We start from the raw sequence: 12,630 nt of genomic DNA on the forward strand, positions 1-12,630 counted from the left end.
CCAGAAGCGGCCCGATGAGCGGTCCCAAGTGCGACACCAGAAGCGGCGCCAAAAGCGTCGCTTCCTGCCTCAGCCCGCCGGCGTGACCGGCGCGGCAGGCGCCGCCGCCGTGCGTTCCGTCCACCCGCCGCCCAGCACCTTGTACAGCGTGACGAGGTTGGTCAGGCGCGCAAGACGCGTGTCGACCAGCGCCTGCTGCGAGGTGTAAAGCGAGCGCTGCGAATCCAGCACGCTCAGGTAGTCGTCGATGCCCTGCCGGAAGCGTTGTTCCGACGCGTCATACGCACGCTGGTTGGCGTCCACCAGCAGGCGCTGGGCCTGGATCTGCTCGTCCAGCGTGCCGCGACCGGCCAGCGCGTCCGCGACTTCGCGGAAACCCGTCTGGATCGACTTCTCGTACTGCGCCACCTGGATGTTCTTCTGCACCTTGGCCAGGTCCAGCCCCGCCAGCAGCGAGCCGCCCGCGAAGATCGGCATGGTGATCTGGGGCACGAAACTCCACGCACCCGAACCGCCGTCGAACAAGCCGCCCAGGCTGGCGCTGGCGGTGCCGGCCGAACCCGTGAGGCTGATGGTCGGGAAGAACGCCGCGCGCGCCGCGCCGATGTTGGCGTTGGCGCCCTTGAGCTGATGCTCGGCCGCGCGGATGTCCGGGCGGCGCGTCAACAGGTCGGACGGCAGGCCGGCGGGCAGCGTGGTCGGCAGCATGCTGTCGTCCAGCTTGACCGCGCTGTCCAGCGCCGCGGCCATCTGCGGCGACAGCGGCTGACCCACCAGCAGCACCAGCGCGTTGCGGTCCTGCGCGGCCTGGCGCGTGTATTGCGACAGATTGCGCTGGGCGGTGCGCAGCGAGACTTCGGCCTGGCTCAGGTCCAGCGCCGTGGACAGGCCCTGGTCGTAGCTCTGCTTGGTCAGGTTGTAGGAATCTTCCTGGCTCTTGAGCGTGTCGCGCGTCAGGCTGAGCAGCTCCTGGTCCGCGCGCAGCGTCAGGTAAGCATTCGCAACCTCGGCGATCAGCGTGAGCTGCGTCGCGGTGCGCGTCTCGTCCAGCGCCAGGTAGGATTCCAGCGCCTGGTCGCTCAGGCTGCGGATGCGGCCAAAGAGGTCCAGCTCCCAGGCGGACATTGCGGCGCCCACCTGGTAACTGTGGCTGGTCGTGGCCTGCCCGCTGGGCGACAGGTCGGCCGGCGTGCGCTGGCCCGAATTCTGGCCCGCGATGCCGATGCTGGGCGCGAGGTCCGCGCGCTGGATGCGGTACTGCGCCCGCGCCGCCTCGACGTTCAGCGCAGCCACGCGCAGGTCGCGGTTGTTGACGAGCGACTGCTCGATCAGCTGCTGCAAGAGCGGATCGCCGAAGAAGTCGCGCCAGCCGATGTCGGCCACGGCCATGCCGGCAGGCGTAGCCACCTGGGCCGCGTTGTAGGCAGGACCCGTCGGATAGGCGGTGTCGATGGGCGCGTCAGGACGCTCATACGTGGGGGCCAGCGAGCAGCCCGCCAGGGCCGCCGCCAGGGATACAGACAGCAAGGTTCTCATCTGGAGTTTCATTACGGTTGACCCTCCGCCGGCACGTCGTGCGGCCCCTTGGCGCTGGTGTCGTGCTTGTCAACGTTTTCGCTCATGCGCTTGACCTTGAACACGCGCAGCATGATGACGAAGAACGCAGGGACGAAGAAGATGGCCAGGAACGTGCCGGTCAGCATGCCGCCGATCACGCCCGTGCCGATGGCGTTCTGGCTGCCCGAGCCCGCGCCGCTGGAAATCGCCAGCGGGGTCACGCCCAGGATGAACGCCAGGGACGTCATCAGGATGGGACGCAGACGCTGACGGGCGGCGTGGATGGCCGACTCGGTCAGGCTGGCGCCCGCTTCATAGTGCTCTTTGGCGAATTCCACGATCAGGATGGCGTTTTTGGCCGCCAGCCCGATTGTCGTCAACAGGCCCACCTGGAAGAACACGTCGTTGGACAGGCCGCGCATCAGCGTGGCCAGCAACGCGCCGATGATCCCCAGCGGCACCACCAGCATGACCGCGGACGGAATGGTCCAGCTTTCATAGAGCGCCGCCAGGCACAGGAACACCACGATGAGCGAGATCGCGTACAGCGCGGGCGCCTGGGCGCCGGACAGGCGTTCTTCGAACGACAGGCCGGTCCATTCGAAGCCGACGCCCACCGGCAGCTTGGCCGCCAGGCGTTCCATTTCTTCCATGGCTGCGCCCGAGCTGTAGCCCGGCGCCGCCTGGCCCTGGATGTTGTACGACGGCACGCCGTTGTAGCGGTTCAGCTTCTGCGGACCGAAGCTCCACGTCGCGCTGGAGAACGCCGAGAACGGGACCATGTCGCCATCCTTGTTGCGCACGTACCATTTGTTCAGGTCTTCCGGCAGCATGCGCGAGGATGCCTCGCCCTGCGCGAACACCTTCTTCACGCGGCCGCGGTCGATGAAGTCGTTGACGTACGACGAACCCCATGCGGTGGCCAGCGTGCTGTTGATGTCCGACACGGCCACGCCCAGGGCGCGGGCCTTTTCGCGATCGATGTCCAGCTGGTACTGCGGCGCATCTTCGATGCCGTTGGGACGCACGCCCGCCAGCACCGGACTCTGGGCGGCCTCGCCCAGAAGCTGGTTGCGCGCGGCAAGCAGCTTCTCGTGGCCCACGCCGGCGCGGTCCATCAGCTGGAAGTCAAAGCCGGTGACGTTGCCCAGCTCCATGACAGAAGGCGGCGGCACGACGAACAACTTCGCACGTTGTTCCGTCTGGGCGAAGTGCGCGTTGGCGCGATCCGCCACGGCACCGGCCTTCAGGCTGGCGTCGCCGCGTTCTTCCCAGTCACGCAGCTTGATGAACAGGATGGACGCGTTCTGGCCGCGGCCGCCGAAGTTGAAGCCGTTGACCGCGAACACCGAGGTGACGGCGTCCTTTTCTTCGGTCAGCAGGTACTTGGTGGCGTCGTCGATAACGGCCTTGGTGGCTTCGGCGGTGGCGCCGGCGGGCGTCTGGATCTGGGCGAACAGGATGCCCTGGTCCTCGGCCGGCAGGAACGCGGTGGGGATGCGAGTGAACATCCAGCCCATCGCGATGACCAGCGCCAGGTAGACGACCATCAGCCGCTTAGTGCGGTTCAGGCCGCGGGCGACGGTATTGGCGTAGCCGTTGCTGCTGCGCTCGAATGTTCGGTTGAACCAGCCGAAAAAGCCCTTCTTGGCGCCGTGATGGCCCTTCGGAATAGGCTTGAGCAGCGTCGCGCAAAGCGCCGGCGTGAACACGATGGCGACGATCACGGACAGCACCATCGAGGACACGATCGTGATCGAGAACTGACGGTAGATCACGCCCGTGGAGCCGCCGAAGAACGCCATCGGCACGAACACGGCCGCCAGCACCATCGCGATGCCGATCAGGGCGCCGGTGATCTGACTCATGGACTTGCGGGTGGCCTGCTTGGGCGTGAGGCCCTCTTCCGCCATCACCCGCTCGACGTTTTCGACCACCACGATGGCGTCATCGACGAGCAGACCAATGGCCAGCACCATCCCGAACATGGTCAACGTGTTGATGGAATAGCCAAATGCCGCCAGCACGCCAAACGTGCCCAGCAGCACCACCGGCACGGCCAGCGTGGGGATGATGGTGGCGCGGAAGTTCTGCAGGAAGAGATACATCACCAAGAACACCAAGATGATGGCTTCGACCAGCGTCTTGAACACTTCATGGATCGACAGGCTGACGAACGGCGTCGTGTCGTACGGATAGACGACGTCCATGCCCGGCGGGAAATACGGCTTGAGGTTGTTGATGGTGTCGCGCACCGCCTGCGCCGTGTCCAGCGCGTTGGCGCCCGGCGCCAGCTTGATCGCCAGGCCCGAGGCCGGGTTGCCGTTGTAGAAGCTGTCGATGGCGTAGGTCTGGCCGCCGAGTTCGATGCGCGAGACATCGCGCAGGCGCACCTGCGAACCGTCGGAATTGACCTTCAGCAGGATCTGGCCGAAGTCCTCGGCCGTCTGCAGGCGCGACGGTCCGATGATGGTGGCGTTCAGCTGCTGGCCGCGCACGGACGGCAGGCCGCCCAATTGGCCGGACGAGACCTGGACGTTCTGTTCCTTGATGGCGGTGGTGACGTCGACCGTGGTCAGCCCGTAGTTGACGAGCTTGGCCGGGTCCAGCCAGATCCGCATCGCGTACTGCGAGCCGAAGAGCTGGAAGTCGCCCACGCCCTGCGTGCGGCTGATGGGATCCTGGACGTACGAGGCAACGTAGTCGGCCAGGTCGTCCTTGGTCATCGTGCCGTCGGTGGACACGAAGCCGGCCACGATCAGGAAGTTCTTCGTGGCCTTGGTGACGCGGATGCCCTGCTGCTGCACTTCCTGCGGCAAGAGCGGCTGCGCCAGCGCAAGCTTGTTCTGGACCTGCACCTGCGCGGTGTCGGGGTTGGTGCCCTGCTTGAAGGTCAGCGTGATGGACATGCTGCCGTCGGAGTTGCTTTCCGACGAGATGTACTGCAGGCCGTCAAGACCGTTCATCTGCTGCTCGATCACCTGCACCACGGTGTCCTGCACGGTCTGCGCGGACGCGCCCGGGTAGGTCACCGCGATGCCGATGGCGGGCGGCGCGATGTTGGGGTACTGGGCGACCGGAAGCTGCAGGATGGACAGCGCGCCGGCCAACATCAGCACGATCGCGATCACCCAGGCAAAAACCGGCCTGTCGATAAAAAACTTTGCCATGCGTGGCTCCTGATTACTGCTTGGCCGGCGCGGCGGGGGCAGCGGCCCCCTGCGCATTGGCCGCTTGCGGCTGGGCCTTGGCGCCGGCTTCGGTGGCGACCACTTCAACGCCGGGGCGGACCATCTGCAGACCTTCCACGATCACGCGGTCGCCGGCGGCCAAGCCGTCGGTGACGAGCCACTTGTCGCCGATGGCGCGGTCGGTCTTCAGGTCGCGCAGTTCGACCTGGTTCTTGGCGTTGACGACCAGCGCGGTCGGCTGGCCGCGCTGGTTGCGCGTCACGCCGCGCTGCGGCACCAGCAGGCCGTCGGCGGCAACGCCGTCAGCCAGGCGCGCACGCACGAACATGCCGGGCAACAGGCGCCGGTCGGGGTTGGGGAACACGGCGCGCAGCGTGATCGAGCCGGTGCCAGGGTCCACGGTCACTTCGGAGAACTGAAGCTTGCCGGATTGCTTGTATTGCGAGCCGTCTTCCAGCGTCAGCGTGACCATCGCGGCCTGCTCGCCGTCCAGCTTCTTGAGCTGGCCGGTGGCCAGCGCGTCCTGCAGGCGCAGGAGCTGCACGCTGGACTGCGTGACGTCGACGTAGATCGGGTCGATCTGCTGCACCGCGGCCAGCGCGCTGGTCTGGTTGGCCGTCACGAGCGCGCCTTCGGTCACGGCCGAGCGGCCGATGATGCCGTCGATCGGCGACAAGACCTTGGTGTAGACGAGATTGATGCGGGCCGTGTCCAGTGCCGCCTTGGCCGACAGCACGTCGGCGGCGGCCTGATCGCGCGTGGCGACGGCGTTGTCATAGGTCTGCTGGCTGACCGCGCGAGTGGCGACCAGCGGCTTGTAGCGCTCGGCCAGCAGCGCGGCGGTCTTCTGCTGCGCCTGGGCGCGGGCCAGCGCGGCCTTCTGGCTGTCGACGTTGGCCTGGTAGAGGGCGGGATCGATCTGATAGAGCTGTTCGCCCGCCTTGACCTCGCCGCCCTCGGTGAAGAGGCGCTTCTGGACGATGCCGTTGACCTGCGGACGGACTTCGGCGACGCGGAAGGCAGAGGTGCGGCCAGGCAGTTCGGTGGTCAGGGAAACGGGCTGCGTCGCCAATGTGACGACCGTCACTTGCGGCTTGCCGCCCTGCGGCGCCTCTTGCTTCTTGCCGCAAGCGGCCAGTGTGAGGGCCGATGCCGTCAGCGCGACAACGGCCGCGCCGCGCCACATAGCGCTTTTCTTATTCATAGATTGCATTCCCGATTTCAATAAAAGTTGCCCCACGCCGCGCATGCGCCGCGTGCCTGATGGCCGTACATGGCCGGATTGCCTGGGGCGATTCTGCGAAGAACATCAGCCCGTCGGACCGTCTTGGCGCGGTCCGCGGCGTTCGACTTGGGTGGATTCGCGTGGAACACGCAAGGCTGGACGTTTATCGCATTGCTGCATTGCAGAACTCGCATTCTGAGTTATCCCGCTTTAGAAACAAAGGGGCATGAAGAGAAAACATCATTCCATTTATGGGACAATTGTCCGTTCTCCACTGTGACAAAATCGCGTCATGAAACGCCTACAGGGAATGGAACTCTTCGTCGAGGTCGCCAAAACGCACAGTTTTAGCCGCGCTGCGGCAACGCTGGGCGTCCCGAAGTCGACCTTGTCTCGCCAGGTGGCCGAACTGGAGCGGTCCGTGGGGCTGCGGCTGCTCAGCCGCACCACGCGCAAGGTGGAACTGACCGATGCCGGGCGGCTGTATTTCGAGCGCTGCCAGCGCATCGTGGCCGAGGCGCAGATCGCCCATGAAGAATTGCAGAAGCTGGTCGACACGCCGGCCGGACCGCTGCGGGTGAACATGCCCGCGGATTTCGGCACGGACTTCCTGGCTGAATCGTTCATGGAGTTTTCCCGGCGCTATCCCGATGTGACGTTTTTCCTGGACCTCGCAAACCCGGACCACGCATCGCGCGTGTTCCAGACCTGCGACGTGTCGATCGAAATCGGCGATTTGCCCGATTCGACCCAGATTGCAAGACTGCTGGGCATGCTGCCCGCCTACCTGTATGCCTCGCGCGACTACCTGGAAAAGCACGGCGAACCGAAGCATCCCAGCGACTTGACCCGGCACGAGTGCATCGAGTTCCGCGCGGAAGGCGCGGGACGCGTGACGCGCTGGCCGCTTACGAATGGCGAGCAGCACATCGAGTTCACGCCGGGCAACCGCTTTTCCGTCAACGGCGTCGCCATGGCCCGGCGCCTGGCCATGCTGGGCGCGGGCATCGCGGTGCTGGTGGGTGGTCAGATGTCGGAGCAGCAGTCCGGCCAGTTGCAGCGCGTGCTGCCGGATTGGCAGTTGGGACCGTTTCCGGTCCATGCAGTCACGGAGACGCGGCTGCTGCCCGCCAAGACCCGGATCTTCATCGAATTCCTGATGGAGCGCCTGGGCAGCCACTGGCAAGCGAAGGATACGCCCGGTTTCATGAAATCCCGCTGAGATCGAAACAGACTGAAAAATTCTTCGGCCGCCGACAAGTGTTGTCGGGTGGGATGACCAATGGGGCGGGAGTTTCGCGGGCGGTGTGAGGCACGCTTTGGAGGGCTTCTCGCTGGCGGTGTCAGACACCCTTTGGAGGGCTTCTCGCTGGCGGTGTCAGACACCCTTTGGAGGGCATCTCAGAATGGAGCGCGTCTCACCAGGGTGTCAGACACCTGCGTTGGAGACCGTCTTGCCGCGACGTCAGGCACCCGCTGCAACGGTAGGTGTCTGACGCCCTTGGGGCAGGATCTCGGCGGGAAGACTGTCTCGCCAGGGTGTCAGACACCGGCTTGGAGACCGTCTTACCGCGGCGTCAGGCACCCGCTGCGGCGGTAGGTGTCTGACACCCTTGGGGCAGGATCTCGGCGGGAGGACTGTCTCACCCGGGTGTCAGACACCGGCTTGGAACAGATGCTGCCTCATCGGGAGTGTCAGACACCGGGTTAGCGCGGTGCCCACACCCGCTCAGAACGATTCGTCGTCGCGCAGATAGCGCCATTGACCCAGCGGCAGATCGCCCAGCGCAACATGGCCGATACGCACGCGTTTCAGGCCGATCACCTTCAGGCCCACCAGTTCGCACATGCGGCGGATCTGGCGTTTTTTGCCTTCGCGCAGCACGAAGCGCAGTTGATCGTGGTTCTGCCAGCGCACCTGGGCGCGCTTGAGCGGCTTGCCGTCCAGCGATAGCCCGTGGTTCAACAGGGCCAGGCCGTTGTCGGATAGCTCACCCTGAACGCGCACCAGATATTCCTTGTCGACCGTGGAATCCTCGCCGATCAGCTGCTTGGCGACGCGGCCGTCCTGGGTCAGGACCAGCAACCCTTGCGAATCGATGTCCAGGCGGCCTGCGACGGCCAGGCCTTCAAGGTGCGCGCGTTCGAAGCGCTGCGGAGCCCGATCGCCGGAAAAGCGCGAGCGGGAATCGATCAGGGCGACGGCCGGCTTATAGCCTTTTTCGGCCTGGCCGGAGACATAGCCGACGGGCTTGTTGATGAGGATCGTGACGCGGGAAGTCTGGCGCGCATGCGCGGCGCGTTCCAGCGTGATTTCCTGATCGGGATAGGCCCGCGCGCCCAATTCGGACACGACGACGCCGTCGACGCGGACCCAGCCGCGCTCGATATAGCTGTCCGCCTCGCGGCGTGAACAGAGTCCGCGCTCGGACATGAGCTTGGAGATACGTACTTTTTCCATGGGCGGTATTGTATGCGGACGGCCGGTAAGGACGGCCGGTGAGGACGGCCTCTGACCCTGCCCTGCGGCATTGCGACGCAGACGGCCTTCCGGCGGGGCTTGGCATAATACGCAGCCATGACGATACCCGCAGCCCATCGCCCCCCTCTCGCCGCCGGCTGGCTGGCGCAAGCCCCTGCCATTCTGTCCCCCGCCCAACGTCACTGGCTGTTCCGGCCGGGCGCGCTGACCGCCGGCCTGCGCCAGGTCGGGCAAGTGCGTCTGCGGGTGTTGGCCGAGTACGCCGACGGCGCGCCGGCTGACGAGGCGCGTGCAATGCGCATTGCGCCCGGCTCACCGGTGTGGATCCGCGAGGTCCTGATGTCCGTGAATGGCGTGGACAGCGTCCCGGCGCGCAGCCTGACGCCATTGACGGCGTCGCACGGCGCCTGGCAAGGGATGCGGCGCCTGTTGACCCGCCCGCTGGCCGACATGCTGTATCACGACAGCACGGTCATCCGGTCGCCGTTCGCGTGCCGGCGGCTGGCGTCGCCTGTGCCGTTTCATGCCACCGCCGCTAACGTTCTGCCGCCCGAGGCGCGTGCGCTGCAGGCTGGCCGCATCTGGGCGCGTCGCTCAGTGTTCTGGCGCCAGGGGCAGCCGCTGTTGGTGGCCGAGTGCTTTCTGCCGGACTTCTGGGCGTTGATCGCCGGCCAGCCCGTGCCGCCGCTCGTGCCGCACCAACGCACGCCGCGTTGAGGTTGGCCTGCTGAACGCCCACAGTTGGCAGGCGTTCAGACCATGCTCAGCCTGATATGCCACCGATCGCGCCGTGCTGAAACCGTAGCCCTGCCCCCCCGCGACCAGCCCGTTCAGCCTTCGTACCGCCGCCCCTGCTCCAGCAGTTCCGGCGTGCCGATCACGTCATTCAATCCATCGAAATCCAGCATCCTGTCCTTCCACGGCCCCGTCGTGCCGTGCTGGCGCAGGCTGCCATAGTAGCCCTGCAGCGTGTGCGCCACCGCGCGCGCCGTGCCGCCGGGGAAGATGACGATGCGAAATCCCGCAGCGGCAAGCGCGCCCGCGTCCTGCACCGGGGTCTTGCCTCCCTCCACCATGTTGGCCAGCAGCGGCACGCGCGACGCGAATCGGTCGCACGCGGCGCGCATCTGCTCAGGCGTGCGCAGCGCCTCGATGAAGAGCGCGTCGGCCCCCGCTTCCAGATACGATTCGGCGCGGTCCAGCGCCGCCTCCAGCCCTTCTGACGCCAGCGCGTCGGTGCGCGCCAGGATCAGCGTGGACGCGTTGACCCGCGCGTCGACGGCGGCGCGCAGCTTGCCGCACATCTCGGCGGCAGGAATCACGCTTTTGCCGTCCAGGTGACCGCAGCGCTTGGGAAAGGTCTGGTCCTCAAGCTGGATCATCGCGGCCCCAGCGCGCTCGAAGCCGCGCACGGTGCGTTGCGTGTTCAGCGCGTTGCCGAAGCCCGTGTCGGCGTCCACGATCACCGCGGCCGACACGCGCTCGGCGATGCGGGCCAGCGTGTCCTCGACCTCGGTGTAGGTGGTCAGGCCGATGTCCGACCGGCCCAGCCGCGTGTACGCGATGGACGCGCCCGACAGGTACAGCGCGGTAAAGCCGGCCTGCTCGGCCACCAGCGCCGACAAGGCGTCGTAGACGCCGGGGGCCAGCACCGTGCCGGCCGCCAATTGCGCTTTCAGGTTCTGTGTTTGCATCTTGGGTTTCCTAATCCAGGCGGCGCCCGAGCAGCGCCGCCGCGGTGGCCGCGGCAATATGGCCGCCGGCGACCGCGCTGAGCAAGCCGTTGCCGGACAGATAGCCCGACACGTCGTTGCCCGAAACGCCACGGGCGGCGCCGCCCGCGGCCAGCAGGTTGGGCAGCGCCCGGCCCGCGTTGTCCAGGACGCGGCATTGCGCGTCGATATCCAGCCCGCCTTGCGTGTGAAATAGCGCGCCCGTCACCTTGACGGCGTGGTACGGCGCCTGCAAAGAGCGCTCGAAGCGGCGTCCCAGCGGGTCCGGCGCGCCGGGCCGGACCGCATCCAGCGTCTGGCCCAGCACATCGGGATCGCAACCGATCAGCGCGGCCAGCGCCGCCAGATCGGCGCACGTCTTCAACGCCTGCCCTTCCTCGGCCTGCACAAAGTCGGGAAAGCCGCGCGCCAGTGCAAGCGTGCGGTCGTCGAAGACGTTCCACGCCACCGAGCCCGGCTGCGCCAGCACGTGAACCGCGGCCTCGGAGTAACCGTGCGTCTCGTCGTGAAAGCGGCGGCCCTCGCAGTTGATCTGCACGCCGCCGTCCATCATCACGGCCCAGGAGATCAGCGCGCCCTGCGGTGTGGCCCAGGAGCCGTGGCCCTGGTAGCCGCCCAGGTCCGCGAGGCGCGCGCCAAGCTGCGTGCCCCATTGGATGGCGCTGCCGTCGTTGCCCACGTGGCCGCCGTAGACGGCATCGCGCATCGCGGGCAGGTATTCGCCGACCATCGCGGCGTTGCCGCCAAAGCCGTTGCACGCCAGCAGCAAGACATCGCAGCCGATGACGTCGACCGAGCCGTCCGGGCGTTCGCAGCCCACGGCGGTCACGCGGCCGTCGTTATCCGTCCAGATCTCGCGCGCCAGTGCGCGAGTCAGCAGGTAGGCGCCGGCCTCGGTGGCGGCGCGTTCCAAGGCCGCGACCAGCGCCGCGCCGGTGCGTTCGGGCAGCGTGTGCATGCGGCGCGCGGTGTGGCCGGGGTACAGGAACCCGTCCAGGACCTCGAAGCGCAGCCCGTGCGCGGCAAGCGCATCCATCGCCGCGGCGGCTGCGCCCGTGTACGCGGCCACGAGCTTGGGTGAGGCCGTGCCGTGCGCCTTGGCCTGGATGTCGGCGGCAAAGCGCGCGGCGTCGTCCTCGATGCCCGCGGCGCGCTGCACCGCGGAGCCGGCTGCGGGAATGAAGCCCGAAGACAAAGCGGTTGAGCCGCTGGGCACGGCATCGCGTTCGATCAGCACCGTATCGATGCCGGCGCTGGCCAGGCGCAGCGCGGCGGTCAGGCCGCAGGCGCCCGCCCCGATGATGACCACCGGCACGTGCATGGCGTCCGCGCCGGGCGCGATGCCCCGTCTGACGATTGGCGCACTCACGGCTTCAGCCTGTCCAGCACGTCCTGGCACGTCACCACGTCGGCCACCGTGCGCAGGTCCGCCAGCGCGGCCTCATGCATCGCAGGGGTGGGCGCGGCGCAGCCGTCGGCCAGCACCGTCACGTGGTAGTCGCGCATGTGGGCGTCGCGCACCGTGCTGGCGACGCCGCCGTTGGTGACGATGCCCGCCACCACCACGCTGGAGATGCCCGCGCGCCGCAGCACCCAATCGAGCTGCGTGTTGAAAAAGGCCGAATACGCGACCTTCCAGACCGACACGTCGACCAGCCCGTCCAGCTCGGCCACGTTGGCCTGTCCGGGCGAACCGGCGACGAAATCGCCGCGGCGCAAGAACGGGCGCAATTGCTTGAGATGCGGCGAAATCATGGGCTCGCCGTGCGCGTCGGGCCACAGCGTGAACTGGCTGGCGGCCACGAAGCCGCCCTGCCCCTTCAGCGCGCGTGCTACCGGCGCCACGCGCGCCGGCAAGGCGCGCGCCTGCGGGCTGACCGCGCCGCCGCGGTCGTAGGCGCCGCCGGGCGCCAGGAAGTCGTTTTGCAGGTCGATGATGACCAGCGCGGTCGTGCGGGGATCGAAGGCGTGCATGGCGAGCTCCTACGATGCGGTGCGGGCGATGAGCATGTTGCCCAGGGAATCGACCCGGCCCGCGAAGCCGGGTTCGATCCAGATGGTGGTGTCCGGCTGCTCAAGAATGGCGGGTCCCGCCACCTCGGCGCCAACCGGCAGGTCCAGGCGCGCGTAGCGCACGGCGTCGTGCCATTGCCCGGCGTGAAAGACCCGTTGCGTGCCGAGCGCGGCGGGCATGGCCGTGCTGGTCGGGGCCAGCAAGGCCAGATCGAACTTGGGGCGCTGGCCGATGCGGGCATAGCGCAGATTCAGGATGCGGACCGGAATGCCGGTCAGGCTGCGGCCGAAAGCGGCCTGGTAGGCGCGGTCGAATGCGGCGGCGATGCCGTCGCGGGTGAGGGCCCCGCGGCCCACTTCCACGCGTACGGTGTGGCTCTGGCCCACGTACAGCATGTCCAGTTCAATGCTTTCGCGGATGCCCTCGAA

The 12,630-nt window shown here is 67.3% G+C and carries 9 protein-coding genes and 1 pseudogene; 2 read left to right on the forward strand and 8 right to left on the reverse strand.

Going from position 1 to position 12,630, the window contains the following annotated elements:
- Positions 1–69: 69 nt before the first annotated feature.
- Genes adeC through RT697_RS16670 form a run of 3 tightly spaced genes read right to left on the reverse strand, consistent with a single transcriptional unit; the run spans position 70 to position 5,934 of the window.
- Positions 70–1,548 (reverse strand): AdeC/AdeK/OprM family multidrug efflux complex outer membrane factor, encoded by a 1,479-nt coding sequence (gene adeC, locus RT697_RS16660; protein ID WP_313700326.1) that lies wholly within the window; start codon positions 1,546–1,548, stop codon positions 70–72.
- Positions 1,548–4,727: an efflux RND transporter permease subunit gene (locus RT697_RS16665; RefSeq protein ID WP_313700328.1), complete on the reverse strand. Its 3,180-nt coding sequence runs from the start codon at positions 4,725–4,727 to the stop codon at positions 1,548–1,550. The genes adeC and RT697_RS16665 overlap by 1 nt, the downstream gene beginning before the upstream one ends.
- A 13-nt stretch (positions 4,728–4,740) precedes the next feature.
- Positions 4,741–5,934, reverse strand: a complete 1,194-nt coding sequence (locus RT697_RS16670) for an efflux RND transporter periplasmic adaptor subunit (RefSeq protein WP_313700336.1) — start codon at positions 5,932–5,934, stop codon at positions 4,741–4,743.
- Positions 5,935–6,283: 349 nt separating this feature from the next.
- Between RT697_RS16670 and RT697_RS16675 the strand changes: the two genes are divergently transcribed.
- A complete protein-coding gene (locus RT697_RS16675; RefSeq protein WP_313700337.1) occupies positions 6,284–7,195 on the forward strand; it encodes a LysR family transcriptional regulator in 912 nt (303 codons plus the stop codon).
- Positions 7,196–7,702: 507 nt separating this feature from the next.
- Here the strand turns inward: RT697_RS16675 and RT697_RS16680 are convergent.
- A complete protein-coding gene (locus tag RT697_RS16680) occupies positions 7,703–8,434 on the reverse strand; it encodes a pseudouridine synthase (RefSeq protein ID WP_313700329.1) in 732 nt (243 codons plus the stop codon).
- 117 nt (positions 8,435–8,551) lie between these two features.
- Between RT697_RS16680 and RT697_RS16685 the strand changes: the two genes are divergently transcribed.
- Entirely contained in the window at positions 8,552–9,172 is a 621-nt protein-coding gene (locus tag RT697_RS16685; RefSeq protein WP_313700330.1) for a chorismate lyase, read from the forward strand.
- A gap of 113 nt (positions 9,173–9,285) precedes the next feature.
- On the opposite strand, the gene RT697_RS16690 is transcribed toward RT697_RS16685, so the two are convergent.
- The 4 genes and pseudogenes from RT697_RS16690 to RT697_RS16705 form a co-directional block, all read right to left on the reverse strand.
- Positions 9,286–10,149 (reverse strand): isocitrate lyase/phosphoenolpyruvate mutase family protein, encoded by an 864-nt coding sequence (locus RT697_RS16690; protein WP_313700331.1) that lies wholly within the window; start codon positions 10,147–10,149, stop codon positions 9,286–9,288.
- 10 nt (positions 10,150–10,159) lie between these two features.
- The gene (locus RT697_RS16695) at positions 10,160–11,557 is read right to left on the reverse strand and encodes an FAD-dependent oxidoreductase (protein WP_313700332.1); all 1,398 of its coding nucleotides are present in this window, start codon (positions 11,555–11,557) and stop codon (positions 10,160–10,162) included.
- Positions 11,554–12,162: a cysteine hydrolase gene (locus tag RT697_RS16700; RefSeq protein WP_313700334.1), complete on the reverse strand. Its 609-nt coding sequence runs from the start codon at positions 12,160–12,162 to the stop codon at positions 11,554–11,556. Before RT697_RS16700 ends, RT697_RS16695 begins: the two co-directional genes overlap by 4 nt.
- Positions 12,163–12,171: 9 nt before the next feature.
- A pseudogene (locus tag RT697_RS16705) lies at positions 12,172–12,630 on the reverse strand (hydantoinase/oxoprolinase family protein); the annotation flags it as partial.

It is taken from the genome of Achromobacter sp., assembly GCF_032113835.1.
In the GTDB taxonomy this organism is placed as follows: Bacteria; Pseudomonadota; Gammaproteobacteria; order Burkholderiales; family Burkholderiaceae_B; genus Achromobacter.